The 24,315-nt window shown below is 63.0% G+C and carries 25 protein-coding genes and 1 pseudogene; 9 read left to right on the plus strand and 17 right to left on the minus strand.

Annotated elements, in window-relative coordinates:
* Window positions 1-24 precede the first annotated feature (24 nt).
* Window positions 25-1,062, plus strand: a complete 1,038-nt coding sequence (locus AC1DYR_RS19540; RefSeq protein WP_477706561.1) for an AraC family transcriptional regulator — start codon at window positions 25-27, stop codon at window positions 1,060-1,062.
* Between the two features lie 42 nt (window positions 1,063-1,104).
* Here the strand turns inward: AC1DYR_RS19540 and AC1DYR_RS19545 are convergent, their stop codons facing one another.
* Both AC1DYR_RS19545 and AC1DYR_RS19550 read right to left on the minus strand, forming a co-directional pair.
* Entirely contained in the window at window positions 1,105-1,410 is a 306-nt protein-coding gene (locus AC1DYR_RS19545) for a hypothetical protein (protein ID WP_477706562.1), read from the minus strand.
* Entirely contained in the window at window positions 1,407-2,816 is a 1,410-nt protein-coding gene (locus AC1DYR_RS19550) for an MFS transporter (RefSeq protein WP_477706622.1), read from the minus strand. The genes AC1DYR_RS19545 and AC1DYR_RS19550 overlap by 4 nt, the downstream gene beginning before the upstream one ends.
* Before the next feature lie 255 nt (window positions 2,817-3,071).
* Between AC1DYR_RS19550 and AC1DYR_RS19555 the strand changes: the two genes are divergently transcribed.
* Window positions 3,072-3,998: a sigma-70 family RNA polymerase sigma factor gene (locus tag AC1DYR_RS19555; protein ID WP_477706563.1), complete on the plus strand. Its 927-nt coding sequence runs from the start codon at window positions 3,072-3,074 to the stop codon at window positions 3,996-3,998.
* 124 nt (window positions 3,999-4,122) lie between these two features.
* A pseudogene (locus AC1DYR_RS19560) lies at window positions 4,123-4,295 on the plus strand (helix-turn-helix domain-containing protein); the annotation flags it as partial.
* A gap of 52 nt (window positions 4,296-4,347) precedes the next feature.
* Here the strand turns inward: AC1DYR_RS19560 and AC1DYR_RS19565 are convergent.
* Window positions 4,348-5,043 carry a hypothetical protein gene (locus tag AC1DYR_RS19565; protein ID WP_477706564.1) on the minus strand — a complete coding sequence of 232 codons (696 nt, stop codon included), beginning with the start codon at window positions 5,041-5,043 and terminating at the stop codon, window positions 4,348-4,350.
* A complete protein-coding gene (locus AC1DYR_RS19570; protein ID WP_477706565.1) occupies window positions 5,040-5,573 on the minus strand; it encodes a helix-turn-helix domain-containing protein in 534 nt (177 codons plus the stop codon). The genes AC1DYR_RS19565 and AC1DYR_RS19570 overlap by 4 nt, the downstream gene beginning before the upstream one ends.
* Before the next feature lie 234 nt (window positions 5,574-5,807).
* On the opposite strand from AC1DYR_RS19570, the gene AC1DYR_RS19575 reads away from it, so the two are divergent.
* Window positions 5,808-6,572, plus strand: a complete 765-nt coding sequence (locus AC1DYR_RS19575; RefSeq protein ID WP_477706566.1) for a hypothetical protein — start codon at window positions 5,808-5,810, stop codon at window positions 6,570-6,572.
* Between the two features lie 16 nt (window positions 6,573-6,588).
* Here AC1DYR_RS19575 and AC1DYR_RS19580 read toward each other — a convergent pair whose 3' ends face one another.
* Complete coding sequence (locus tag AC1DYR_RS19580; protein ID WP_477706567.1) at window positions 6,589-6,720, minus strand: hypothetical protein; 132 nt, start codon at window positions 6,718-6,720, stop codon at window positions 6,589-6,591.
* 166 nt (window positions 6,721-6,886) lie between these two features.
* Here AC1DYR_RS19580 and AC1DYR_RS19585 point away from each other — a divergent pair, with 166 nt between their 5' ends.
* Window positions 6,887-7,864, plus strand: coding sequence for a Bug family tripartite tricarboxylate transporter substrate binding protein (locus AC1DYR_RS19585; RefSeq protein WP_477706568.1), 978 nt, complete (start codon window positions 6,887-6,889; stop codon window positions 7,862-7,864).
* 56 nt (window positions 7,865-7,920) lie between these two features.
* Here the strand turns inward: AC1DYR_RS19585 and AC1DYR_RS19590 are convergent, their stop codons facing one another.
* The 3 genes from AC1DYR_RS19590 to AC1DYR_RS19600 are packed head-to-tail and all read right to left on the minus strand — an operon-like array spanning window position 7,921 to window position 10,538.
* The gene (locus tag AC1DYR_RS19590; RefSeq protein WP_477706569.1) at window positions 7,921-8,868 is read right to left on the minus strand and encodes a hydroxyacid dehydrogenase; all 948 of its coding nucleotides are present in this window, start codon (window positions 8,866-8,868) and stop codon (window positions 7,921-7,923) included.
* Window positions 8,869-8,884: 16 nt separating this feature from the next.
* Window positions 8,885-9,568, minus strand: a complete 684-nt coding sequence (locus AC1DYR_RS19595; RefSeq protein ID WP_477706570.1) for an RraA family protein — start codon at window positions 9,566-9,568, stop codon at window positions 8,885-8,887.
* A gap of 1 nt (window position 9,569) precedes the next feature.
* Complete coding sequence (locus AC1DYR_RS19600) at window positions 9,570-10,538, minus strand: Bug family tripartite tricarboxylate transporter substrate binding protein (RefSeq protein WP_477706571.1); 969 nt, start codon at window positions 10,536-10,538, stop codon at window positions 9,570-9,572.
* A gap of 109 nt (window positions 10,539-10,647) precedes the next feature.
* Here AC1DYR_RS19600 and AC1DYR_RS19605 point away from each other — a divergent pair, with 109 nt between their 5' ends.
* Window positions 10,648-11,403, plus strand: a complete 756-nt coding sequence (locus tag AC1DYR_RS19605; RefSeq protein ID WP_477706572.1) for an IclR family transcriptional regulator — start codon at window positions 10,648-10,650, stop codon at window positions 11,401-11,403.
* A gap of 38 nt (window positions 11,404-11,441) precedes the next feature.
* On the opposite strand, the gene AC1DYR_RS19610 is transcribed toward AC1DYR_RS19605, so the two are convergent.
* Together AC1DYR_RS19610 and AC1DYR_RS19615 are read right to left on the minus strand one after the other, a co-directional pair.
* Window positions 11,442-12,599, minus strand: a complete 1,158-nt coding sequence (locus AC1DYR_RS19610; RefSeq protein ID WP_477706573.1) for a formyltransferase family protein — start codon at window positions 12,597-12,599, stop codon at window positions 11,442-11,444.
* Between the two features lie 96 nt (window positions 12,600-12,695).
* Window positions 12,696-13,856 carry an aminotransferase class V-fold PLP-dependent enzyme gene (locus AC1DYR_RS19615; RefSeq protein ID WP_477706574.1) on the minus strand — a complete coding sequence of 387 codons (1,161 nt, stop codon included), beginning with the start codon at window positions 13,854-13,856 and terminating at the stop codon, window positions 12,696-12,698.
* A 339-nt stretch (window positions 13,857-14,195) separates the two neighbouring features.
* Between AC1DYR_RS19615 and AC1DYR_RS19620 the strand changes: the two genes are divergently transcribed.
* From AC1DYR_RS19620 to AC1DYR_RS19630, 3 genes are all read left to right on the plus strand, one after another.
* On the plus strand, window positions 14,196-15,725 hold the full coding sequence (locus AC1DYR_RS19620) for a sensor histidine kinase (protein ID WP_477706575.1): 1,530 nt from the start codon (window positions 14,196-14,198) through the stop codon (window positions 15,723-15,725).
* Window positions 15,722-16,408 carry a response regulator gene (locus tag AC1DYR_RS19625; protein ID WP_477706576.1) on the plus strand — a complete coding sequence of 229 codons (687 nt, stop codon included), beginning with the start codon at window positions 15,722-15,724 and terminating at the stop codon, window positions 16,406-16,408. Before AC1DYR_RS19620 ends, AC1DYR_RS19625 begins: the two co-directional genes overlap by 4 nt.
* A 94-nt stretch (window positions 16,409-16,502) precedes the next feature.
* Complete coding sequence (locus AC1DYR_RS19630; protein WP_477706577.1) at window positions 16,503-18,446, plus strand: potassium transporter Kup; 1,944 nt, start codon at window positions 16,503-16,505, stop codon at window positions 18,444-18,446.
* 255 nt (window positions 18,447-18,701) lie between these two features.
* Here the strand turns inward: AC1DYR_RS19630 and AC1DYR_RS19635 are convergent, their stop codons facing one another.
* The 7 genes from AC1DYR_RS19635 to AC1DYR_RS19665 all read right to left on the minus strand — a co-directional run bounded on the left by AC1DYR_RS19635 (window position 18,702) and on the right by AC1DYR_RS19665 (window position 24,308).
* Window positions 18,702-19,079: a YciI family protein gene (locus tag AC1DYR_RS19635; protein ID WP_457282846.1), complete on the minus strand. Its 378-nt coding sequence runs from the start codon at window positions 19,077-19,079 to the stop codon at window positions 18,702-18,704.
* Between the two features lie 99 nt (window positions 19,080-19,178).
* Window positions 19,179-19,841, minus strand: coding sequence for an HAD family hydrolase (locus tag AC1DYR_RS19640; protein WP_477706578.1), 663 nt, complete (start codon window positions 19,839-19,841; stop codon window positions 19,179-19,181).
* 37 nt (window positions 19,842-19,878) lie between these two features.
* Window positions 19,879-20,193, minus strand: coding sequence for a hypothetical protein (locus tag AC1DYR_RS19645; protein ID WP_477706579.1), 315 nt, complete (start codon window positions 20,191-20,193; stop codon window positions 19,879-19,881).
* Window positions 20,194-20,279: 86 nt separating this feature from the next.
* Window positions 20,280-22,061, minus strand: coding sequence for a 7TM diverse intracellular signaling domain-containing protein (locus tag AC1DYR_RS19650; RefSeq protein ID WP_477706580.1), 1,782 nt, complete (start codon window positions 22,059-22,061; stop codon window positions 20,280-20,282).
* 86 nt (window positions 22,062-22,147) lie between these two features.
* Window positions 22,148-22,564 (minus strand): YchJ family protein, encoded by a 417-nt coding sequence (locus tag AC1DYR_RS19655; RefSeq protein WP_477706581.1) that lies wholly within the window; start codon window positions 22,562-22,564, stop codon window positions 22,148-22,150.
* A 10-nt stretch (window positions 22,565-22,574) separates the two neighbouring features.
* On the minus strand, window positions 22,575-23,003 hold the full coding sequence (locus AC1DYR_RS19660) for a rhodanese-like domain-containing protein (RefSeq protein WP_477706582.1): 429 nt from the start codon (window positions 23,001-23,003) through the stop codon (window positions 22,575-22,577).
* Window positions 23,004-23,180: 177 nt separating this feature from the next.
* Entirely contained in the window at window positions 23,181-24,308 is a 1,128-nt protein-coding gene (locus AC1DYR_RS19665; RefSeq protein ID WP_477706583.1) for an acyl-CoA dehydrogenase family protein, read from the minus strand.
* Window positions 24,309-24,315 lie beyond the last annotated feature (7 nt).

The following is a 24,315-nucleotide window of genomic DNA, read 5'->3' on the forward strand; positions in this document are numbered from 1 at the left end:
CCACTCGCACGGAAAATTGCCGCCATGCCCACGAAAGCACCCGCCAAGCCTGTCAGCTCACCCCAAGCCGCCACCCCCATGGCCTTTGCCAGAAGCATTGCTTCTGCCTACAAACGCTACAACCAAAGCCCGGCAGAAGCCCTGAAACTGGCACAGATCACGCCAGCACAGCTCAAACAAGCCAACGCCCACATCACCGCCCGCCAGATGGAGCTTCTTTCAGGCGCCGCCATGCAAGAGCTGGACGACGAAGGCCTGGGCGCCTTCAACCGCAAACTGCCCTGGGGCAGCTACGGCATGCTGGCCCGCGCCTCCATCAGCTCACCCAACCTGGGCGTGGCCCTCAAACGCTGGTGCCGCCACCACGCACTGATTGCCGACGACATCACCTTGCGCCTAAGCACCTCCGGCGACACCGCCGCCATCAGCGTTGAAGAGAAGGTGCCTGGCCAGGTCGGTGAGTTTGCTTTGGTGCATGTGCTGCGCAACATCCACGGCCTGGCCTGCTGGTATGTGGATTCGCGCATTCCACTGCAGGGTGCACGCTTTCCGTTTGCCGCGCCGCCGCATATAGAGGCGTATGGGCTGATGTTCCCCGGGCCGCTGTTGCAATTCAATGCGGCGCAGGCAGAGATCCGGTTTGACGCGCGCTACCTGGCCTTGCCGCTACGGCGTGATGAAAAGGCCTTACAGCAAATGCTGCAGCGGGCTTTGCCGCTGACGGTGCTGCAGTACCGGCGCGACAGGCTGTTGGTAGAGCAGGTGCGTCAGGCCTTGGCGAACCCCGCGGTGGCTTCACACAATGCGGAGACTTTGGCGACAGCGCTGAACATGTCGGCTCGCACACTGCACCGCCAACTGAAAGAGGAAGGCGCCTCACTGCAGACACTCAAAGACGGCGTGCGCTTTCAGCAGGCCGCGGAACTGCTTCACCGCACCAGCCAGCCGGTAAAAAAAGTGGCTGCGGCGGCCGGCTTTGGCAATGAGAAAAGCTTTACCCGGGCATTTCGCGCGTGGTCTGGCGTCAGCCCCGGAGAGTTTCGCAAAAACCTGCAGGGCTGACAGGCCTTGATGCGCGCCTGGCATTGCACCAGACGCGCCCCTTCAGCCCAAGCTGCTGAAAGACCCGATGGGCTGCAGTTCCTGCGTGACGGGCAATTCGTCACAGCGCGCCTTGATGTCTGCCGTGAAGGCCTTGAAGGCCGGCAGCCCCGGCAGCGGGCTTTCCACCACGCCGTCGCCGTACATCGCCACATGCACAAAGCTCACCCCGTCAGCCAGTTTATGTGTCTGGTAGCTCAGGCCGGCAGGCTTGACGGCCTGCAGCTCGGCGTACACGGCGCGAACGAGGCGCTCATTTTCTGCGGCCATTTCGGGCTTGACGCGGTAACGAACGATGACTGCTCTCATACTTTTGCTCCTGTGGGTTGAATGAAAAGGGGTGCCTTGCCGCGCAGCCGAAGGGCTACCGCGGCACCGGCAATTGAAAGAAGGGCGCAGGCCATCAGCGCCTGGGCAAAGCCGCCACTGAACTGTTGCGCGCTGCCATAGCCGCCCGCATGCGCAAACACTGTGGCCGCAACGGCCACGCCCAGCACGCCGCCGAGCTGCCGCAAGGTCTGGAACAAGCCCGAGGCCTTGCCGATGTCACCCGGCTCCACCTCTGCCAGCACCGCGCTTTGCACCGCCGGCATGGCCATGGAAACACCCATGCCCGTCACTACCATGGGCAGCACCCACAGCGCGTAGGCAGTTTGCGGGCCGGCCAGCAGTGCCACCCACGCCACGCCAATGCCCTGCAGGGCCAGGCCAACCACGACCAGTTTGCGTGCGCCAACGCGCGCCACCATGGCCCCGGCCACCGGTCCGACGAAAAACAGGGTGGCCGTCCACGGCAGCATGCTCAGGCCCGCGCCCAGCGGCGTGCGGCCCTGCACCACCTGGAAGAACTGCGCCATGAAAAACAGCGTGCCCATCAACGACGCCGTCATCAAAAACCCCGCCGCGTTACCCGCCGCAAACACCGGCGAGCGAAAAAGCCTGGGCGGCACCATGGCGTCCCACGCCTCTCGGCGCTGCAAGGCAACAAAGGCCGCGCCCAGCACGGCCCCCATGCCCAGCGCGCCCAGCACAGGCACGCTGAGCCACCCGCCATGCGCGCCGCGCATCAGCCCCCACACCAGCCCCAGCAAGGACAGCACCATGAGCACCGCGCCCCGCCAGTCCAGCTGGCCGGGCGTGCCCTTGCTTTCGGGCACCTTGCGCCACACCAGCGCGGCCACCCCCAGCGCAAACGGCACGTTGATCCAGAAGACCCATTGCCACGCCAGGCCGTGCACGACCGCACCGCCTGCCACCGGCCCGGCCAGCACCGCCAGGCCGGTGATGCCGCTGAACAGCCCCAGCGCCTTGCCCCGCTGCGCCGGCGCAAACGTCGCCGCCAGCAAGGCCATGGCCAGCGGCAGCACCATAGCCGCACCCAGGCCCTGTAGTGCCCGCCCGGCAATCAGCCAGCCCATGCCCGGCGCCAGCGCACAAGCCGCCGACGAGGCGGCAAACACCAGCAGCCCGCAGGCGTAAACCCGCTTGCGGCCAAAGCGGTCGCCCAGCGCGGCAGCCGTCATCAAAAGCACGGCAAAGCTCAGGCCGTAGGCATTGACCGTCCACTCCAGCGCCTCGACGGAGGCCGACAGCTCATGCCTCAGGGTGTCCAGCGCCGTGGTCACCACCAGCGCGTCCAGCGCGGCCATAAACGAGCCGGCCGCCGCCAGGCCCAGAACCCAGCGCTGCTGCGCGGTAAAACTTGTTTGATTCATCTGCGTCACTTCATCGCTCCTTGTTGGGAGGCGGCGCACCATATCCAATGCCACATCCGGATAAATGTCCGCCTCCATGCCAAAGACGGCGCCGCCCGGCGAATCGATGCAAAAATATTTTTACGCGGCCGCGCATCGTTTGGGGCCCGCCCAACGTCTCACAAAAGGAAGCCCCCGGTTTGCTGCAGCCTTTCATCGGCAAGCTACCCAAGCCACTCACCTCCGAAGCACAATCACCAAGCCAAGGCCCTTTCAATGAACGCCACACCCCACGCCACCGCCCTGCCTGCCGCACCCGCAGGCACACCCCAGCCGGCCCTGCCGGAGTTCATCACCCTCATGGGCAAGTTGCGGCCCCGGCTGCACCGCTACTGCGCGCGCATGACGGGTTCCATCTTTGACGGCGAAGACATCGTGCAGGACACCCTGGCCAAAGCCGCGCAGGCCTACGACCCGGCCACGGTGCAGCATGCCGAGGGCTGGCTGTTTCGCATTGCGCACAACACCGCCATGGACTTTTTGCGCAGCAAGGCACGCGAAGAAGTGCACCTTGCCGATGAAGAGCCCGACACCACCGCCGACCCCCACGCCAGCGCCGAGCTGCGCCATGCAACCACCGCAGCGCTGCGTACCTTCATGCAGCTGTTGCCGGCCCAGCGCAGCGCGGTGATCCTGGCCGACGTGCTGGGCTACGCGATGGACGAAGCCGCCGAAGTGATGAACGTGAGCCTGCCCGCCATCAAGGCCTCAGTGCACCGCGGCCGCCTGCGCCTGCGCGAGCTGGCCCAGCAACCCCAAGACAAAGCCCCACCGCCAGCCTTGTCGCCGGCAGACCAGGCCCTGCTCACCGAATACGCGGCCCGCTTTAACGCGCGAGACTTTGACGGCCTGCGCGACATGCTGGGCGACCAGGTGCACCTGAACCTGGTGGCACGTTTGCAACTGGACGGCAAGGCCCATGTGGCCGAATACTTTGGCAGGTATTCAGCCGTAACAGGTGTGATGCGCGTCACGCCCACCAACATCGAAGGCCGGCCGGCCATCTGGATACACCAGGAGAGCGATTCCACGGTGAATGGCGACTACATCGTGGGGCTTGAGTGGCGGGACGGGAAGCTCATGACGATTCGCGACTTCAGGTATGCGTTTTACTTTGATGATGGGGTGCTGTTTGATAGTTGAGTGCGGGCTATTGGGCGAGCATCGGCCGGCGAGCAGTTGGCTTCCGGTAGCCCGTTCACATCGCTGCAACGCTGACGGGGCACCCTGCGTTGCCAGCCGGAAAGAAAGGGCTCCGCTGTAGCAGCTCAAGGATGAGGTGCGATTTGGAAGATGAAGGAGTTGTTGCTACGGACCTCAAAGCCCATCAAGCGGGTGGCAGAAGCTTCAGGGTTCTGGAATGAGAAGAGTTTTATTCGGGCGTTTCCGGAATGGGTTGGAACCTCTCCCGGCGATTTTCGAATTGCCACGGGGAACTAATGCACCGAATGACACTGCACAGAAATGAATCCGGCTGCGCCTGTAGCGTGAATTAAAGACCTGCCAGTTTTCGCATGCGCTCTATCACCACTTCAACACGAACTTGACTGGTCGAATCTCCTCGAAAGTGAGCAGGGAGCACGTCCAAAAATGAGTCATCCGTGGTAAGCGCATCAAACTCCTCACGGAGGTAGTTTTTTACCTCACCTGGACAATGGGAGACCTCCTCTACAAGCTCCGCGCGCCCATCCACGAGATTCACGATGTCCTCCATGTCATGCCGGAGATAATCACCTTCGCCTCTGCTATGAAAGGCATCAAATTTCGTAGCAACGAAAAGCGGCGCAGTAATCAATCTAATTTGAAGACCGCTTGGAAGCGCGCATGGCTGTGCAGTTGATACAGCGATGGAGTACCACCGATTTGTTGAGTGCCCGAGAATTTTCTCATCGCTGGGCAGGACGTCCAAAATCAGATTACCGTGCTTCCATCGACACATGTTTTGTTCGTCAGGAGCCTCCCTGAATCCGCAAAGCCTCAGCTGCTCGCTGGTGCTGTAGTAGTCAACTATGGACGCCATCTGCGCCACCATATCAACGTCAACAGTTTCCCTGACCGGAGGACGAGCCGTATCCGAGATCAGTAACCCCACCGAGCAGCCTCCCACCAACACAAACTGTTCGCGCAAAGAGCCAATGGCCTGAACAACCAACTCCAACACCGTAATGTTCGGGTCGGCTGCGTTCATGAAAGCCTTTCCTCTATTGCAGCCGCTGCAAGCTCACGTTCTCGCGCAGCCCCCAGTCGAATCGCATCCAGGAGAGCCATCAAATCATAGAACTCCTTATCTCTGCCGGCGGCACCAGGAACGGAGCTATGCAGCGGGACCACGGTCGGTCCCCACATCTCTCCGTTTGGATCAGGCCACACCGGCGGCAAAACTTTGGTTTGATCGAAGAACTCGACTAAGGCGGGAGCGCCGACGGTTGTGGGCATTCCACGTCCCGTTGATCCGAGAAAGGCGGGAAATGCGTACTTGGCGCCGTGGATTAGGAACTCTTTCACCGCTCCTCTTATGGCCCTGACCGATCCTCCAGACCTCGACAGCAAACGCGCCTGTTCTGCACGTCTTATTGAACCGTGAACGGCCGATATAGCCATGCCCAGTTCTTCTGCCAAGGTGGCCAGGACGAAGTCCCTGTGACGATTTGCTGCCAGCTTGACGGCAACGACCAAATCTTGCGGCTTCAGGCTTAACTGTTTCTCAGCAGAGATCATTTGTTTTCCATTTTCATGAATCTTGAATTTTTACCCTTAATCTCGATAAATACAAGTATTCTATTTTCATGAAAATAGAAAAATCTGGGTATTCTTCTATAACTTGTTGTTTTATATAAGATATTTCAAAAGATCTTGAAATTCGTAGATTAAATACGTTTTCAGTAATTGTTATTCGAATTGACTATCCGTATATGAGATCTTATACTTTTCAATCACCCAGGAGAACATCTTATGGCCGACACTGTCCCCGCAGAAACACGAAAGAAAAGCCCCAGAGCTCCGACAATTGCCTTGGATGAAGCCTTAGAACGCACTCTCAAAATCTACGAAAAGGACAGACTGCACGCGCTTCCAACGGAAATTGCCGCGAAACACATGGGCTACGCGAACGCGAACAACGGCTCAGCGCTTCAATGTTTGGCATCCTTGCGATATTTCGGATTGCTGGAGCGCCCTCGGGACGGCTTCGTGGCCGTGAGCAAGGACGTAGAGGCATACAAGTTTGCCCCGTCGGAAGACATGCGAAAAGCATTTCTACTGCGCTTCATAAGCACGCCGCCACTGTTCGCGGAGTTGCTTGATCGCGCTCAAGCTGGAATGCCGTCTGATGAAAGTCTTAAATACGACCTAATTCAGCGCGGCTTCATACCGGGCACCGCCGCAACTGTTGCCTCCGCCTTCAAGCGCTCAGTCGATTTTGCAGATGCTTTAAGTTTTGATCATCCCGCCACAGTCGGCAGCAGCCAAAGCGAGCCTCTGCAAAAAATAGAAGAGGCCCCCAATGCCCCGGTTGTCCCTAGAGCTCCAGCTTTTGGACCCACCGAGGGGCCATACGTTAATACATCCGATGAAACTGAGCATGATCGAATTCCGGTCAGACTGCCTGGCGGGCGACGCGCGTGGATAGTTGTACCGGCTCTTTTTTACGAGCGAGACAAAGAGCGACTAAAAGCTCAGATTGATCTCCTTCTCACTCAAGACGAAGAAGAGCTTTGAACGTTCGTACTCTGTCTTAAGCCTCTACAGACAAATTAGCCGGCACCAGCAAAGGTGCCTCGACCTTGAAAGTCTGTTTGCCTGAGACGCCACTGCGCACGATGTCGGTGTGAATGCTCTCAATGCTGATGCCGCGCTCGGCAAGCATTTTTGTCAGGTTGTTGCGCTGCCCAGGCGGTCTTCGCCTACCAGTTCCAGTTCTAAACCCTGCTTTCAGGCATATAACTTGCGTTCCGCACGATTGCGGCGGAGCAAGTTTTGCAGAGAGTGAACTGGCGACGCCCCGGCACCCTCTCCAACTCCGAAAGCGACCTATGTCATTCACCCGCACCGCCTGTCTGGCACTTTGCGCCGCGACCAGCCTGGCGCTCGCCACCCCCTCCTTCGCGCAAGAGCCGTACCCCAGCCACCCGGTCAAAGTCATCGTCGCGCTGCCGGCGGGCGGCAGTGTTGACATGGTGGCCCGTCAAGTCAGCCAGCAGCTGACTACCGACCTGGGCCAACCCTTTGTGGTGGACAACCGGGCCGGCGGCTCGGGGCAGATTGGGGTGCCGGTGGTGGCCAAGGCGGCGCCGGATGGCTACACCATCATGGTGTCGCCGGCGTCTTTTCTGACGACAAACAAGAGCATCTTCAAGACGCTGCCCTACAACCCGGAAACCGATTTTGTGGCGGTGACCAAGCTGGTCAACCAGGCCATGGTGCTGGTGGTGAACGACAAGGCGAAGTACGGAACGCCGACGAGCATTCTGGCGGCGGCCAAGGCCAACCCGGGCAAGCTGACGTATGCGTCTTCAGGTGACGGCAGCCCGCAGCACCTGGCGGGGCTGATGTTTGAAAGCCAGACTGGCGCGAAGCTGCTGCATGTTCCCTACAAGGGCGGTGCGCCGGCCATTACCGACCTGATTGGCGGCGTGGTGGACATGCCCTTTGCGCCGCTGCCAGAGGCGCTTCCGCACATCAAGTCGGGCAAGCTGCATGCGGTGGGTGTGCTGAGTGAAAAGCGCGCCATTTCTGCGCCGGACATTCCCACGCTGCGCGAAGGCGGCGTGAACAATGTGGTGCTGTCGGCATGGATAGGCCTGCTGGTTCCCGCCAAAACGCCGCAGCCGGTGATCGACAAGATCAGCAAGTCTGCGAAAGGTTTCCTCAGAGGCGATGCCAAAACCAAACTGCTGGAAATCGGCATGGAGCCGGCACCCGACGAGGCCAAGCCCCTGGCGCAAGTGATTTCAGAAGAGATTCGCATCCACGCCGACCTGGTGAAAGCCGCCGGCCTGGTGCCGCAGTAAAAGCGGAAAGCGCTGGCCGGGCTGGGGCGCATGCCCCAGGCAGCATCAATCAAACGCTAAGTCAAAGCCCCAGCGTTCACGCTTTCAATCACGCTTCGTGCATTGCGCGCCGCCGCAACGCCCATGTTCACGTAGGCGTTGCTCGTGACACCGCCGATGTGGGGGCTCAGGATGAGACCCGGCTCGTTCTGGAAGGGGTGCCCTGGCGCCATGGGTTCCACGCTGAAGCTGTCAAGGCCCGCAGAATGGACTTGTCCGCTGCGAAGGCCTTCTAGCAAAGCGGCCTCGTCTACCAGCCCGCCGCGCGCCGTGTTGACGATGATCACGCCTTGCTTGCACTTTGCCAGCGTGGCGCCATTGAGCAGGTTGCGGTTCTCGTCGGTCAGCGGGCAATGCAGCGAAATCACGTCGGCGTTTTGCCAAAGCGTTTCGAGCTCGACCCGTGTCATGAATTCCGGCAGCTCTTTGGCGTAAGGGTCAAAGCCCAAAACTTCCATGCCCAATGCACTCGCCATGCGTGCAAAGCGCAGCCCGATGGCACCCAGGCCCACCAGCCCGACAGTCTTGCCATACAGTTCCACGCTTTTGTGGGTGGCCTTGTCCCAGTGGCCAGCGCGCATGCGCGCGTCCAGCACGGGAATCGATTTTGCACAGGCGAGCATCAGCGCCAGGGCCTGCTCGGCGACGGCATTGGCGTTGGCGCCGGCCGCGGCACGCACTTCGACACCCCGCGCGGCGGCTGCCACCTTGTCGATGGTGTCGGTGCCGCTGCCGTGCTTGGAGATCACGCGCAGGGAGGGCGCCGCCGCTATCGCGGCAGATCCCACCTTGCTGTAGCGCACGATGATGCCCACCGGGTCGTGTTGTTTGCAGAGGGCGACGATGTCTTCTTCTGTGGGCGTCTTGCCGGCGTAGATGACTTCGTAGCCTTGCAGAAGCGCCAGCGCTTCGGGTGCAAGGTCTGCCGCGGTGACCAGAATGACGGGTTTCATGGCGGGTTTCATGATGGCTTCCCGTTGCTCACAGCGACTCGCCTTCTTTCAACACACCGGCACTGCGCAGCGCTGACTCCAGCCACTTGGCCGCCGTGTCGCCTTTTTTGATCGCCGCTATCCGTGCGTTTTCGTCGGCCACTTTTTTCGCAGCGGCAGGCAGCAGGGATTCGATCTTTTCGCGTTCAACCACGACAACGCCGTCAGCGTCGCCCATCACGAAGTCGCCCGCCTGCACGGTGACGCCGCCCACCGTCACAGCGTGGCCGATGCGCCCCGGGCAGTTTTTGGTGGGGCCGTTGGGGTTGTACCCGGCCGTAAAGACAGGAAAATCCATCTCGTCGATCTCGAGGGTGTCCCGCACTGCGCCGTCGATCACAACACCGACGATACCCAGCTGTTTGCAGGCGGTCATCATGATGGTGCCCATCAGCGCGGCAGTGAGGTCACCCTTGCCGTCAATGACCAGGACATCACCCGGCTGCGCCAGCGACATGGCGGCGTGGATCATCAGGTTGTCGCCGGGACGGACTTCAACGGTGAAGGCCGTTCCGGCAAATTTCATGCGGGGGCGCAGTGCCTTGATGCGCCCGTGCATCGCGCCCCGGCGGCCGGCCACGTCGGCCAGGATGGCGGGCTGGAATGCAGCGGCCTGGCGCACGATGGCGGCGGGCACGCGGTCAAATTTGCGGATGATGTCTTGCTGTGTCATGTCAATCTACTTTCGCGCCGGATTCTTTAACAATCTTGCCCCAGCGGGCGGTTTCTTCGCGGATCTGCGTGCTGAATTGCTCCGGCGTACCGCCCGTCACGTTGGCGCCCTGGTCGCGCAGCTTCTTGCGCAGGTCGGCCGCCTGCAGCGCCTTGTTGATGTCGGCGTTGAGTTTGGCGACGACTTCCTTCGGCAGGTTTGCGGGCCCAGCGATGCCGAACCAGGTCACGGCCTCGAAGCCCTTGTAGCCGGACTCGGCAATGGTCGGCACCTGCGGCAAATCCTCAGTGCGTTTGGCCGACGTGACGGCGATGGCGCGCATTTTTCCGTTCTTGATGTGGCCGATGAGCGTGGGGATGGAAGACACATAAAGCTGCACCTGCCCGCCGATGAGGTCGGTGGCGCCCTGCGCCGCGCCCTTGTACGGCACGTGCGTCAGCTTGACGTCTGCGGCCTTCTGGAACGATTCGGTCGCGAGGTGCGCGACAGTGCCGTTGCCGGAGGTCGCGTAGTTCAGGAAGCCGGGTTTGGCCTTTGACGCCGCAACGATGTCGGCGAGCGTCTTGTATGGCGAATCCGCCGCGACGACGATGACCAGCGGCGCACTCGCCACGAGGCTCACGGGCGTGAGGTCCTTCACGGGGTCGTACGGAAGCTTGGGGTACAGGCTGGTGTTGATCGCCAGGTTGCTGGTCTGGCCGAGCACCAGCGTGTAGCCGTCTGCCGGCGACTTCGCCACGGCGTCCACGCCGAGGTTGCCGCCCGAGCCCGGCTTGTTGTCGACGATGAAGGTGTAGCCCGGGCCCGCGAGCTTGTTCGTGACTTCGCGGGCGATGATGTCGGTGCCGCCGCCGGCCGGGAACGGGACGACGAGGCGAATGGGTTTGGTGGGCCAGGCCTGCGCAAAGGCGCTGGTGGCCAGGGAGCACGCGATGGCAGCGGCCAGCGCGTAACGGCGGGAAAGTTTCATGAATATGTCTCCAAGGCTCCGCTTAAACAATAGCTGCGGTATGGGTGTGACTGTAGGCGCGCGTTGCACACCATACAATACCGTTTCATACAGTGAACCATGGTGCGGCATGCGCAACGATCCAGCAAATGAGCCAGTTGAGACAGGAGGCGGCGTCATCGCGGTGACGCGGGCGCTCTCGCTGATGGAAGCTTTTGAGGTGGGCGAGTCAACGCTTTCGCTGGCGGAATTGAGCCGGCGCTCACACATGCACAAGACGACGGTGCTGCGCCTGGCGCGCACGCTGGCCCTGTCGCAGTACATGGTGCAGGCCGACGACGGCCAGTGGCGGCTGGGGCCGGCCGCCGGCTGGCTGGGGGCGCGCTACCAGGCCGGGTTCGACGTCAACCGTATCGTCGAGCCCACGCTGCACGAGCTCGTCGAGGCAAGCGGCGAGAGCGCGTCGTTCTACGTGCGCGAAGGCGACATTCGCGCCTGCGTGGCGCGCGTCGAAGGGCCGCAATCAGTGCGGCACCACGTGCGTGTCGGCGAGCGGCTGCCGCTGAACAAGGGCGCGCCGGGGCGTGTCATCCTGGCCTTCAGCGGCGCAGCGGGGGAACCGTACGAGTCGATCCGTGAACAGGGGTACCAGATCTCGATGGGCGAACGCGAAGCCGAAGTGGCCAGTGTCGCGGCGCCGGTGTTCGGCCTTAACTGGCGATTGCTGGGGTCTATCTGCATCTCGGGCCCGAGTGCGCGGCTGTCAAAAACCAAACTGATGAAGCACGCAAAGAGTGTCATCCGCGCGGCGAACCAGCTGTCGTATGCGCTCGCCGGAAGCAAGTCGGCTCAGACGCCGCGGGCGGTGTCGCGCTGGCATCCTTGAACTTCTCTGCCACCGCGCCGGGCAGACCGGCCCTCAACTCACTTGCCGGCAACCTGTCGCTCTCCCAGCGCAATATCCAGCATCATCTCGCTGGCCAGGGTGCCCAGCTCTTTCTGCAACGCCTCTACCGACAAATTAGCCGGCACCAGCAAATGCGCCTCGACCTTGAAGGTCTGCTTGCCTGAGACACCGCTGCGCACGATATCCGTGTGAATGCTCTCGATGCTGATGCCGCGCTCGGCGAGCATCTTGGTGAGGTTGCTGACGATGCCCAGGCGGTCTTCGCCTACCAGCTCCAGCTCAAACACGCGCAGCGCGGCGGGGGTGTTGGCGCCGTCACTTTTGGCCACGACCACTTGCAGGCCGCTGGACTGCAGGCCGCGCAGTGAGGTGGCCAGGTTGTCAGCGTTCTCGCGGGGCACTTCGAAGTGGACCATGCCGGCGAACTCACCGGCCAGGCGCGTCATGCGGCTGGCGGCCCAGTTGGCGCCGAAGCGTTGGGCTTTGTCGGCCAATGCGCTGACGATGCCTTGCCGGTCTGTGCCGACGATGGAGACGACCAGCGATGTGTTGGCGGGGGAGGTTTCTTCCTTCAGCACCACGGCTTTGCGCAGCATGGGTGCGCGGGTGGCGAAGGCGGGGTCTTGCACGTTAGCGGGCAGGCTGCCCTGCAGGCGGGCGTGGTGCACGACTTTGCTGAGCAGCGCCAGACCCATGGGTGCCAGGGCGCGCTCCCACAGTTCGCGGGCAGTTTCGCCTTTTTTGACAAAGCACCAGTCTTGCGCGGCGACGGCGCCGGCGTCCCAGCCGTCGGCCAGGTGGTAGACGGAGCCGCCAGCGATCGGGTCACCTTCGAGGATCGTCCACTCAACGGCCGCGATACCGCGATGGCGTGGCAGCAGCGAGGGGTGGTAGCCGATGCCGCCCAGGCGGGAGCGGGCGAGCGCGTCGTCGCTCACGCGGGCATGCGTGTGCGCGGCGATGATGAGTTCGGTGCCTTCGGCAATCGCCTCGCCGGGCACGATCTTGGGATTGGCCAGCACATGCACAGGGATGCCGGCGGCGCGGCCGGCAATGGCCAGCCGGTCGTCTTCAGCCGGGGCGACGATGCTGGTGAACTCAATGCCTTCTTCTTTGCGAAGCGCCTCAAACACCGAGGCTGCGAAAAAACGGGAACCGACCAAAGCGCATTTCATGGACACGTCTCTTTAGGAATGAATAGATGAAGGGATGGATTAAAACAAAAGCGGACATAAAAAAGGGAGCCGAAGCTCCCGATGGGAAACAGCCGCTCAGGCCGCGACAGCCTGGCGCGCCTTCTCGGTCAGGCCGATTGCGTCGAGTGCGGCGGCGAGCTGGCCGACGGTGCGGTCAGACTGGTGCCACTTCTCGAGGCCAAACAGGCCGACGCGGAAGGTCTTGAAGTCGGCAGTCTCGTCGCACTGCAGCGGTACACCGGCGGCGGTTTGCAAACCTTGCGCAAGAAATTTTTTGCCGGACTGGATGTCGGGGTCTGTGGTGTAGCTGACGACCACGCCCGGGGCCTTGAAGCCTTCGGCGGCCACGCTGGGCAGGCCGCGGCTTTCAAACAGTTTGCGCACCTTGGCGCCCAGGGCCTCCTGCTCGGCTTTGACTTTGGCAAAGCCGTAGTCTTGCGTTTCTTTCATGGCGGCGCGCAGGCGCGTCAGGGCGTCGGTGGGCAAGGTGGCGTGGTAGGCATGGCCGCCGTTTTCATACGTTTCCATGATCTGCATCCACTTCTTCAGGTCGCAGGCAAAGCTGGAGCTGGCGGTGCTATCTATGGCGGCGCGGGCGCGCTCGCTGAGCATGACCATGGCGCAGCAGGGTGAGCTGCTCCAGCCTTTTTGCGGGGCAGAGATGAGCAGGTCAACGCCGGTGGCTTTCATGTCGACCCACATGGCGCCGGAGGCAATGCAGTCGAGCACAAAAAGGCCGCCCACGGCATGCACCGCCGCGGCCACGGCCTGGAGGTAGCTGTCGGGCAGGATCATGCCGGAAGCGGTTTCTACGTGCGGGGCAAAGACAAGTGCGGGCTTTTCCTTGGCGATGGCGGCAACGACATCGGCGATAGGTGCGGGCGCCCAGGGGGCTTGCGCGCCGGGGCCGGTCTGTTTGGCCTTGAGCACGGTGTGCGACGCGGGGATGTGGCCCATGTCAAAAATTTGCGTCCAGCGGTAGCTGAACCAGCCGTTGCGGATGACCATAACGTGTTTGCCGCCCGCAAACTGGCGGGCCACGGCTTCCATGCCGTAGGTGCCGCTGCCGGGCACCAGGGCCACGGCGTGCGCCTTGTACACGTCTTTCAAGATGCGGGAGATGTCGCTCATCACGCCCTGGAAGCTTTTTGACATGTGGTTGAGCGCGCGGTCGGTGTAGACCACCGAAAATTCGAGCAGGCCGTCAGGGTCAACGTTGGGGAGGAGTCCGGGCATGGTGTTGTCTCTCAAATCGTTATTAAAAGTCGGGCAGCCAGCTTAACAGGATGGGGCGATTTTGGCAGTGGGGTTATGGGTGGCGGCGGGAGGCTGTAAGGAGTGCGAGGGGCGTGGGAGGGCCGTGCGGCGGGCGCTCCGGGTGTGCCGCATGCTATTTATTTGATAGCTGCTTGCGCTCGTCCTTATTGGGCTGCAGGCACTTTTTATAGGTAAAAGTTGATACAGATCAAGAATTTGGGCGGTTTGGGGTGCCCTGGGGCGCGCCATACCGCCGCCGCACCCTGCCAGGCCTTCCTGATGCAATCCTGATGCGGCCGATGGTACGCTGGGCTTCTGATGATGAAAGCTGCCCTACCCACCCCCGCCACACCCGTCACCGGCACAAATTTTCGCCACTGGGCCATCGTGGCGCTGCTGCTGGCGGCCGCCACCGGCGGCGGGCTGCTGCTCGACAGGCAAGTGACGATTGCCAGCCAGGCCATGCTGTATGTGCTGGTCGTGGTGGTGGTGTCTTACACCATGGGCTGGAAGGAATCTGTGGCCTCGGCGCTGGTGGCTGTGACGGCGCTGAACTTCTTTTTTGTGCCGCCGCGCTTTACCTTTGAGGTCGAAAACCAGGAACACCTGATTGCGCTCTTCAGCATGCTGCTGGTGGCGCTGGCCATCAGCCACCTGTCTGCGCGGCTGCGGCGCGAGACGGCCGTGGCGCAGCTGAACGAACAGCGCGCGCGCCAGCTGCAGGGCCTGGCCACGCAGCTTTCGACCGCGGCAACGGCACACGACATTGCAGCCCTGGGCCAGGCCGCACTGGACGAGGCCTTTGCAGGCCCCTGCCTGCTGGGCACGCTGGACGCCGCGGGCGAGCTCTCGAACGCGGCGGTGCTGGAGCCTTCGGTGCTGGACGGCATGAAATGCTGCATGCGCGAAGCGGCCACGCTGGGCCCCGGCACCGGGCGCTGGCCGGGGCTGAACGCCTGGTACCTGCCGCTGGGCGACAAGGCGCAGATGCACGGCGCCGCGCGGGTAGAGCCTGCACCGGCGCACGACACCGGCGGGCGCGAACATGCCGAGGCGCTGTGCGCGCTGCTGGGCCAGGCGCTGTGGCGGCTGCGGCTCAGCCAGTCGATGCAGGCGGCGCAGGGCGAAGCGCAACGCCAGCAGGTGCAAAGCACTTTTCTGGCGGCCATTTCACATGACCTGCGCACGCCGCTGGCGGCCGTGGTGGGCGCTGCATCAGCGCTGCAGACGCAGGGTGACAAGCTGGCCCCGGCCGAGCAGGCGCGTCTGCTGGGCAGCATTGTGAGCGAGGCGGCTTACCTTTCAACCGTGACGGAGAACACGCTGCAACTGGTGCAGCTGTCCAACACCGCGCAGCCGCCGGCGCGGCAATGGGAATCGCCCGAAGAAATTGTGGGCACCGTGCTGGCACGCGTGCGCAAGCGCGACCCGCAGCGCCGCATCACATCGACCGTGGAGGCCGGGCTGCCGCTGATCAAGGCCGACCCGGTGCTGCTGGCGCAGCTGGTCGACAACCTGCTGGACAACGCGCTGAAGTACAGCACCGGCGCGATTTCGCTGTCGGTGGAGGCCCAGGGCAACACGCTGCGGCTGGCGGTAAAGGACGGCGGGCCGCAAATTGCAAAAGACAGGTACGAGGCCATCTTTGCACCCTACGCGCGTGGTGACCAGTCTGGCCCGCGCGGCGCGGGCCTCGGCCTGGCGCTGTGCCGCGCCATTGCAGGGGCGCACCAGGGCCGGCTCACTTTATCGTCGCGCAGTGATGACGCGGGCGAAGCGGGTGAAGGCAATGTCTTCACGTTGACGCTGCCCATCGCCACGCAACAACCGGGCGGGATGCAGCCATGAGCCTGCGCATCCTGGTGGTGGAAGACGACCGCGACCTGCGCGAGCTGATGCGCGCCTCGCTGTCGGTGGAAGGGTTTGACGTACAGACAGCCGTGTCGCTGAGCGAAGCCGCCGCGCTGGTGCGCAACGACCCGCCCGACGTGATCTTGCTGGACCTGGGCCTGCCCGACGGTGACGGCGCCGAGCTGGTGCAGGAAGTGCGCCGCAAGCATTCGCTGCCCATCCTCGTGGTGTCGGCCCGGCACCAGGAGGCGCAAAAAATCAAGCTGCTGGACGCGGGTGCCGACGATTACCTGACCAAGCCCTTCAGCGTGAGCGAGCTGCTGGCGCGCATACGCGTGGCGCTGCGCCACCGCGGCACGGCCCTGGCCGCAGCCGTGACTGTGCACGAGCTGGACGGCCTGCGCGTGGACCTGACGCTGCACACCGCGCAGCTGCACGGCGAAACCCTGCACCTGACGCCCACCGAGTTCAAGCTGCTGGCGCGGCTGGTGCGCAGCGCCGGCCGCGTGGTGACGCACCGGCAGCTGCTGGCCGATGTGTGGGGGCCCGAATACACCGAGCATGTGCATTACCTGCGCCTGTACATGGCGCAGCTGCGCGCCAAGATTGAGCAGGAACCGGCCGAGCCCCGGCATTTGCTGACCGAAACCGGCGTGGGCTACCGGCTGGCGACGGACTGAAACCGGTCTGAACGGCGACTTCCTTACGCCCACTTATGCTTTCCTGATGCTGTCCCGCCGACAGTGAAACCTTGTTCACTGAGGGATGGAATGTATGGGAAATGTCGCAACGACTGCGAATGCTGCTGCAGAGGGCCAGGCCACAGCCGCCAACAACACAACGCGTAAAAAAGGCCACCGCGAAGGCGTGGCAGCGCTGACGCTGGGCGCGCTGGGTGTGGTGTACGGTGACATCGGCACCAGCCCGCTCTACACCATGAAGGAAATCTTCAGCCCGGCCACAGGCGTGCCGCTGGATGCCCAGCACCTCATCGGCGCGGTGTCGGTGATCTTCTGGGGCCTGATGATGATCGTCACGCTCAAGTACATCCTGCTGATCTTGCGGGCCGACAACAACGGCGAAGGCGGCATCATGGCGCTGACCGCGCTGGCGGCCAAGGCGGCGGGGCACAACCCGAAAGCACGCACAGCCCTGCTGCTGACGGGCGTGCTGGGCGCTTCGCTGTTTTACGGCGACAGCGTGATCACGCCGGCGATCTCGGTGCTCAGCGCGGTTGAAGGGCTGGAGGTGGTGACACCCGCGCTCAAGCCCTATGTGCTGCCGGTGTGCATGGCGGTGCTGGTGGTGCTGTTCGGGGTACAGCGTTTTGGCACAGGCCTGGTGGGCAAGCTGTTTGGCCCGGTCATCGTGCTGTGGTTTGGCGTGCTGGCCTTTACCGGCGCGCTGGAGATTGCGCAGCAGCCCGGCATACTGGCCGCGCTGAACCCGCTGAACGCCATTCGCTTTTTAAGCGCGCAGGGCTGGCACATGTTTGTGGCGGTGGGCGCCATCGTGCTGGCCTTTACCGGCGCCGAGGCGCTGTACGCCGACATGGGCCACTTCGGCAAGCGGCCCATCCAGTTTGCCTGGGGCGGCCTGGTGCTGCCGGCGCTGGCCATCAACTACATGGGCCAGGGCGCGCTGCTGATGCGCGACCCGGCGGCGCTGGAGAACCCTTTCTACCGGCTGTTTGCTGAAGCGTGGCTGATTCCGGCCGTGGTGCTGGCCACGCTGGCCACCGTGATTGCATCGCAGGCCGTCATTTCGGGCGCCTATTCAATGACGCGGCAGGCCATACAGCTGGGCCTGCTGCCGCGCATGAGCGTGCTGCACACCTCGGCGCGCGAGGCCGGGCAAATCTACATGCCGGGCGTGAACTGGCTGCTGCTGGCAGCGGTGCTGGTGACGGTGGTCGGGTTTGGCAGCTCGTCTGCCATGGCGGCGGCCTACGGCATTGCGGTAACGATCACCATGCTGATCACCACCTTGCTGACCTTCTTTGTCATACGCCAGGGCTGGCGCTACCCCTTGCCGCTGGCGATTGCCGCAACAGTGACTTTTGTGGCGGTTGACCTGCTGCTGGTGGTGTCCTGCATGCTGAAGTTCATGCAGGGCGGCTGGTTTCCGCTGGTGCTGGGTGTGGCGATCTTCACCGTGATGGCGACGTGGCGGCGCGGACGCGAGCTGCTGGTGGAGAGCATCCGCCATGACGACCCGGAGCTGTTGCCCTTTGTGACGGCCCTGTCGGCCGACAGCGTGAACCGGGTGCAGCGCACCGCCGTGTATGCGGTGGCCAACCCCGACACAGTGCCGCAGGCGCTGATGCACAACCTCAAGCACAACCAGGTGCTGCATGAACGCAACCTGATATTGACGGTGGTGTTTCATGACGTGCCGTGGATACCGTTTGCCGAGCGGGTGCAGGTGCAGCCGCTGGCGCCCGGCTTCTGGCGGGTGGAGGTGAACTACGGCTTCAAGAACACGCCCGACATCCCGAAAGCGCTGGAACTGTGCAAGGCCCAGGGCCTGCCCATCAACCTGTTCGAGACCTCGTACTTTTTGAGCCGCGAAATCGTGGTGCCCACCCGCGGCTCGGGCATGGTGCACTGGCGCGAGGCGCTGTTTGCGCTGATGTCGCGCAACGCAGGCAGTGTGGCGGGGTTTTTCAGGCTGCCCAACAACTGCGTGATTGAACTGGGAACGCGGGTGCAGATTTGAGGGAGCCAGCAAGTGCGCGAAGTTACTATCAAATTGATAGCTGGTCGCGCAGATTCTCATTGGGCCGCAGGCACTTTTAATGCCTGAAAATGCCTGTTTTACTGGTTTTTGGCCGCTCCAGGGCATTTCAACCGGCTTCAGGCACATCCGAACGCTATCAAAACAATAGCTGGCTGTGCATATCCTTATTGGGCCAGAGGCCTGTTTGATGCCTGAAAACGGCCCCAGAAGGTCTGCAGACGCCAGCCAGCCACCTCAGGCTTTGCCGTCGTACTGCTCAAAGAAATCGATGGGGTGCATGTCGATGCGCCAGCCAGCCTGCTCGCCCAGCGTGGCCGCGGGGTGCAGCGAGGCGGTTTTCACGGCTTCGTCCGGGTTGGCAGCGTCGATGATGAAGAAGCCGCCCACCAGCTCCTTGGCTTCGGTGAACGGGCCGTCGATCTTCTGCGTTTTGCTGCCGCGCGGCTGCAGGCGGATGGCGGGCTCGCCCAGCGAGGCGCTGACGCGCAGCTGGCCGGTGGCCTTGAGCTGGGCGTCTTTGGGCGGGCACTGGCTGACCAGGGCCTGCATGTCGGCGGGTGGCATGGCGGCGAATTCGGCGGGGTTGTAATAGGCGAGGCAAAGGTATTTCACGGTGTTTCCTTCAAAAAGTGGTTGCTGACACCTCTACGACGAATGGCTTCGACCGGAATCGACCGGAATCGACATCTTTTTGGAAAAAAAAGCGGCGCATCAGCCCAGCAGCGCCGGCAGGTCGGCCATGGCCGTGAACACATGTACCGCACCGGCAGCGCGCAGGGCTGCGGGCGCGTCGTGGCCCAGCTCGGGCGGGCTGTAGCCAAACACCGTGCAGCCGGCTGCCACGCCGGCCGTGACGCCGGTGACGGTGTCTTCGACCACGGCGCAGCGCTTCGGGTCTACGCCCAGCGCCGCGGCGGCGGCCAGGTACACATCCGGGAAAGGCTTGGAGCGCGGCAGCTCGTGGCCGCTGAAGATGTTGCCCTCAAAGAAAGGCATCAGGCCGCACTTTTCCAGCTGCAGCTCGACCTTGAAACGGTCGGCGCCGGACGCGCAGGCGATGCGGCCCTGGTAGGCCGTGTGGATCTGGCTGACAGCCTCCACCGCGCCATGCACGGCCAGCAGCGACTCGACCAGGGCCTCGTTGCGGCGGGCGCGAAACTCCAGCATCCACGCTTCGGTCAGCGGCTTGCCGGTGTGGGCTTCGATGGTGGCGGCTTCGTCCTTGACGGCCTTGCCGACAAACAGGGCCATGCATTCGGCCGATCCGAGCTTCCAGCCGAGCTCTTCGAGCATGTCGCGGAGCACGCCGTTGGTCAGCGGCTCGCTGTCGACCAGCACGCCATCACAGTCAAATAACACGGCATCGAACTTCATCTGTCTACTTTCTTTTCTATGGGGTTGGCCAGCTTCGTCACAGGCTGATGTCCGGCTCTTGGCTCTGTTGGCCGCCTTGGCCGTACACCGCGTTCATCACGCCGGTGCTGTGTGGCGCCAGACCGTAGGCGCGCAGGTTTTTGCGCAGCTCGACGGTATCGACTTCGTTCCAGGCCAGCCCGCAGTCCAGGCAGGCATGTGCATACGGGTTCTGCAAGAACACCGGCTTGCCCACAAGGGAGCGCAGCAAGCCACGCAAGGGATAGAACCGCTCCGCTTCGAAATTTCCGCGTACCACCTTGCGGCTGCTGCAGCGCAGGCAATACATGCCGCGCACGGTTTGATTGAACATTGGTGCTCCCCGCCCAGTTAAGGCTACCGCTCACATGGTACCAACGGCCTGCCGTGCGAACGGGGCCGGAACTCCTGGCGGGCGGTTCATTGCAACTGGCCAGGTGTGGAGCCGAAACGGCGCACGGGAATGGAATCGCCATCGGCTTCGGGCGGACTCAGGAAACGGATCGCGCGTTGGGCCTGGTCATCCTCCGCCATCAGGCCCAGCAACGCTGCGTCGAGCGCCGCAAAGTCTGCGACCTCGCTACGGCGGCTACCCACCGCCACGGTGAACCGCAGCGCCATGGAGGTGGGGTCGTCGGCATCACGCATCAGCCCCAGGGCCACCAGCCGGGACAGACGGGCCCTGAACGCTTCACCCGGCATCACGCCCTCCATCACAATGCCCAGCATGTTGCGGCCAAGCCGCCCCACGGTGTCGAAGTCGCGCGTGATGGTGCGTACCAGCCGCACGCTGCGGGCCAGCAGTTCTTCAGCCTCAACGATGTTCAGCCTGTCCGGGTCGGCCGGCTCCACAGAAACATAGATGATGGCCAGGTCACGCTTGAGCTCTGGCGCGGCGTTCCAGATGCGGGCTGCGCGGTCGCGAAAGGTTTTCCTGTTAAGGAAACCGGTGAGCGGATCGTGCTCTTTGGCCGCCTGCTCGCGCACTGTATCGGCGTGGCGCAGACGGCTCCAGGCGTTGATGCACAGCATCATGACCACCACCTCCACCAGGGCGGCGGCGACCGGAGTTTCGCCGGGCAGCCAGGGTGCGCTGATAAGCCCCGAGCTTTCGGCAAGGGCGAGGGCCACGCAAACAAGGTAGGGCAGGTACACCAGCAGCCAGTAGCCGCCGAAGGCCACACCACGCCGCCAGGCACGCCAGGCGCAGGTGATGGTGAAGGCAAAGACGCTGAGTGTGATGGCGTGAAACATCGGCACCATGCGGTCGTACTGCTCAACGAAGGGGCTGGCCGTCATGTACACGAGGCACAGCGCAACCAGCGCGCGCGCCATGCGGTGAAAGTTCCGCCCCTGCAGACCGCCGAAGATGGACCGGGTGAACTGGAGGTTGAAGGCCAGGGCGCCCATCACGGACAACACAATCGCGTGGCTGGCAAAGGTTGTGGCGTGGGGCCACAGGTAACGCTGGGCCGCGCCGGTGTAGCAAAGGGTGGCCATGACGGTAAACACAAGGTAGCCGGCATACCAGGCATAGGTGCGGTCGCGGTAGGCCAGCGCCATCTGGGCGCAGGAGAGAGCCAGCGTGATGATCACCCCCAGCTGCAGGCCCACCCACAACATCTGCACCACATCTCGCCGGGACGCCTCTGCCGTACCTACCAGCACGGGACTCAGATTGACGGGCAAGCGGTGTACCACACGGACAAAAATATCCTGCGCGTCCGCGCCGGGCTGCGGCAACGGAAAACGCGGCCGCAGCGAATCGACCGGCCACCGCACATGCGCCACAAAATCGCCGGCCACAGCCATGCGCCATGCACCGCCCGCATCGCGCTGAAAGAACTCATACCGATCCACGATCACGGTGGGAAATTCCAGCAGCCAATCGCTGCCATTCACCACGCCCCCCGGCGCCAGCGTCATGCGCAGCCAAAGCGGCGAGGCCGCACTCACGGCATAACGCTTGCCGCTCACCAGGGGCTTGAAGAGCGCGGCATCCATGGCCGCAACCTGCGCAACGGTGGCGCTTGCGGGCAAGCCTTCAAGCACCTGCAGCGGGGCGGGGTAGGACGCCGGACTGCCGGCAGCGGCAGGCGGGGAATTCAGCCCGAGCAGAAACACCAGCCCCAACACACCGGTCCAGAGCAGCGGATTGCACTGCCGCCACGAAGCCGAACGGGTTGCGCGCTGTTCTTTCATGAAGTCCATTCTTTACCCCAGATGCTATTAATACAGGAGCAACGAGAACCCGTCAATTAAGGGTTTACAACACCTTTTATAGCTCATCACAGGTGGTCGCCGTCGACGTAGTACCAACGGCCTAACTCGAGAACAAAGCGGCTGCGTTCGTGCAGCCGCACGGCCGGGCTGCCGGGGGTTTTCTGGCGGGCGACGAATTCGACCTCGGCGTGGATGTCATCGATCTGGTGATGGCTGCGCACTTCGAGGCCCAGCCATTTCACATCGGGACCGAATTCAATCGATGCCGGCCGATGGGTGGTATGCCAGGTAGCGAGCAGGTAGTCGGCACGTTCGGCCACAAAGGCGGTGTAGCGCGAACGCATGAGGGACCCGGCGTCGGGCGCGGGCACAGTGTCGAAGTGACCAAGGTAGCGGCCACAGCAATTTGCGAACGGCAACGGCTTTTTGGCCGGGCCTGTGCGGCCGCAGGGGCACGGCTGAGATGACGATGGGCTCGGCATCACCCGCGCATCAGCCGCAGGCGTTGTTGTTGGCGCGGGCCTTGCGCTCTTCCAGCGTTTCGGTGGGGGCGCCCTGCTTCACCCATTCAGCGTAACCGCCGTCGATGTGGGCCACGTTGCGCATGCCCATGTCCTGCAGGGTTTTGGTGGCCAGCGCGCTGCGCCAGCCGGCTCCGCAAAAGAGAATGAACTCTTTGCCCTCATCGGCAAACAGGGGCTTGTGGTACGGCGACTCCGGGTCTACCCAGAACTCCAGCATGCCGCGCGGTGCGTGAAAGCTATCCACCACGGTGCCGGCTGCCAGCTCGCGCACATCGCGGATGTCGACGATCTGTACCTTGGGGTCGTTGAGTTTTGACCTGGCCTCTGCCACGGAATAAGTCTTGACCTGCGCCATGGCCTCGTCGACCAGTGCGCGGAATCCTTTGGTGATGGGCATGCTCTGTCTCCTGCTGTGGATAGCAACTGAATCAGCAAGTTTACGGTTTGCTGCGCGCAGTTGAACCAGATCCCTGACCAAAACCCAGCAGGGGCCGCGGGACTGGCTTTGCCAGACCGCAGGCGCAGCGGCCCCCTCGGGGGGCAGGGAGCGACACGAAGTGCGCGACCGTGGGGGCTAAAGTGTTCGTTGAATGATGATCTTTTGCACGTCCGAGGTGCCCTCATAAATTTGGCACACCCGCACATCGCGGTAGATGCGCTCCACCGGAAAATCGCTCACATAGCCATAGCCGCCCAGCGTCTGGATGGCGGCGCTGCAAACCTCTTCGGCCATTTCGCTGGCAAAAAGCTTGGCCATGGCGGCTTCCTTCAGGCAGGGCAAGCCGGCGTCGCGCAGGCTGGCGGCGTGCCAGATCAACTGACGGGCCGCTTCAATCTTCGTCGCGCAGTCGGCCAGGCGAAAGCCCACTGCCTGGTGGTTGAAGATGGCGGTGCCGAAGCTCTGGCGTTCTTTGGCATAGCTGAGCGCAAACTCAAACGCGCTGCGCGCCATGCCCACGCTTTGCGCGGCGATGCCGATGCGCCCGCCTTCGAGCGCGCCCAGCGCGATCTTGTAGCCTTCGCCTTCGCTGCCGATCAGGTTGTCGGCCGGGATGCGGCAGTTGTCAAAATTGATTTGCGCGGTGTCGCTGGAATGCTGGCCCAGCTTGTCTTCGAGCCGCGCCACCACATAGCCCGGTGCGCTGGTGGGCACGATGAAGGCACTCATGCCTTTTTTGCCGGCGCCCTTGTCGGTGACCGCAATCACGATGGCCGCATGGCCATTTTTTCCGCTGGTGATGAACTGCTTGACGCCGTTGATCACATATTCGTCGCCATCTTTGACGGCCGTGGTTCGCAATGAAGAGGCATCGCTGCCCACATGCGGCTCGGTCAGGCAGAAAACGCCGAGCATTTCGCCCTGCGCGAGTTTTGTCAGCCACTGCTTTTTCTGCTGCGCATTGCCGTAGCGCATGAGGATGGCATTGACCGGGCAGTTGGTGACGCTGATGGCGGTGCTGGTGCCGCCGTCGCCCGCCGCGATTTCTTCGAGCACCAGTGCAAGCGTGAGGTAGTCCAGGTTCGCGCCGCCGAACTCTTCGGGCACGCAGATGCCGTAAGCGCCCAGCGCGGCCAGGCCTTTGTGCGCCTCGACGGGGAAGTGGTGTTCCTTGTCCCAGCGTGCGGCGTGGGGCCAGAGCTCGGCCTGCGCGAAGTCGCGCACCGCGTCGCGGATCATCGTTTGGTCTTGGGTCAGGATCATCGAAATC

The sequence above is a fragment of the Polaromonas sp. P1_F9 genome (assembly GCF_056405615.1).

Coding starts and splice junctions, on each gene's coding strand:
- AC1DYR_RS19620 (WP_477706575.1), top strand. CDS start 14,196: ATGATGAAAGCTGCCCTACCCACCCCCGCCACACCCGTCACCGGCACA.
- AC1DYR_RS19645 (WP_477706579.1), bottom strand. CDS start 20,193: ATGTTCAATCAAACCGTGCGCGGCATGTATTGCCTGCGCTGCAGCAGC.
- AC1DYR_RS19615 (WP_477706574.1), bottom strand. CDS start 13,856: ATGCCCGGACTCCTCCCCAACGTTGACCCTGACGGCCTGCTCGAATTT.
- AC1DYR_RS19650 (WP_477706580.1), bottom strand. CDS start 22,061: ATGAAAGAACAGCGCGCAACCCGTTCGGCTTCGTGGCGGCAGTGCAAT.
- AC1DYR_RS19640 (WP_477706578.1), bottom strand. CDS start 19,841: ATGAAGTTCGATGCCGTGTTATTTGACTGTGATGGCGTGCTGGTCGAC.
- AC1DYR_RS19610 (WP_477706573.1), bottom strand. CDS start 12,599: ATGAAATGCGCTTTGGTCGGTTCCCGTTTTTTCGCAGCCTCGGTGTTT.
- AC1DYR_RS19550 (WP_477706622.1), bottom strand. CDS start 2,816: ATGAATCAAACAAGTTTTACCGCGCAGCAGCGCTGGGTTCTGGGCCTG.
- AC1DYR_RS19545 (WP_477706562.1), bottom strand. CDS start 1,410: ATGAGAGCAGTCATCGTTCGTTACCGCGTCAAGCCCGAAATGGCCGCA.
- AC1DYR_RS19665 (WP_477706583.1), bottom strand. CDS start 24,308: ATGATCCTGACCCAAGACCAAACGATGATCCGCGACGCGGTGCGCGAC.
- AC1DYR_RS19630 (WP_477706577.1), top strand. CDS start 16,503: ATGGGAAATGTCGCAACGACTGCGAATGCTGCTGCAGAGGGCCAGGCC.
- AC1DYR_RS19585 (WP_477706568.1), top strand. CDS start 6,887: ATGTCATTCACCCGCACCGCCTGTCTGGCACTTTGCGCCGCGACCAGC.
- AC1DYR_RS19565 (WP_477706564.1), bottom strand. CDS start 5,043: ATGAACGCAGCCGACCCGAACATTACGGTGTTGGAGTTGGTTGTTCAG.
- AC1DYR_RS19655 (WP_477706581.1), bottom strand. CDS start 22,564: ATGCCGAGCCCATCGTCATCTCAGCCGTGCCCCTGCGGCCGCACAGGC.
- AC1DYR_RS19595 (WP_477706570.1), bottom strand. CDS start 9,568: ATGACACAGCAAGACATCATCCGCAAATTTGACCGCGTGCCCGCCGCC.
- AC1DYR_RS19575 (WP_477706566.1), top strand. CDS start 5,808: ATGGCCGACACTGTCCCCGCAGAAACACGAAAGAAAAGCCCCAGAGCT.
- AC1DYR_RS19580 (WP_477706567.1), bottom strand. CDS start 6,720: ATGCTTGCCGAGCGCGGCATCAGCATTGAGAGCATTCACACCGACATC.
- AC1DYR_RS19540 (WP_477706561.1), top strand. CDS start 25: ATGCCCACGAAAGCACCCGCCAAGCCTGTCAGCTCACCCCAAGCCGCC.
- AC1DYR_RS19605 (WP_477706572.1), top strand. CDS start 10,648: ATGCGCAACGATCCAGCAAATGAGCCAGTTGAGACAGGAGGCGGCGTC.
- AC1DYR_RS19570 (WP_477706565.1), bottom strand. CDS start 5,573: ATGATCTCTGCTGAGAAACAGTTAAGCCTGAAGCCGCAAGATTTGGTC.
- AC1DYR_RS19590 (WP_477706569.1), bottom strand. CDS start 8,868: ATGAAACCCGCCATGAAACCCGTCATTCTGGTCACCGCGGCAGACCTT.
- AC1DYR_RS19600 (WP_477706571.1), bottom strand. CDS start 10,538: ATGAAACTTTCCCGCCGTTACGCGCTGGCCGCTGCCATCGCGTGCTCC.
- AC1DYR_RS19555 (WP_477706563.1), top strand. CDS start 3,072: ATGAACGCCACACCCCACGCCACCGCCCTGCCTGCCGCACCCGCAGGC.
- AC1DYR_RS19660 (WP_477706582.1), bottom strand. CDS start 23,003: ATGCCCATCACCAAAGGATTCCGCGCACTGGTCGACGAGGCCATGGCG.
- AC1DYR_RS19625 (WP_477706576.1), top strand. CDS start 15,722: ATGAGCCTGCGCATCCTGGTGGTGGAAGACGACCGCGACCTGCGCGAG.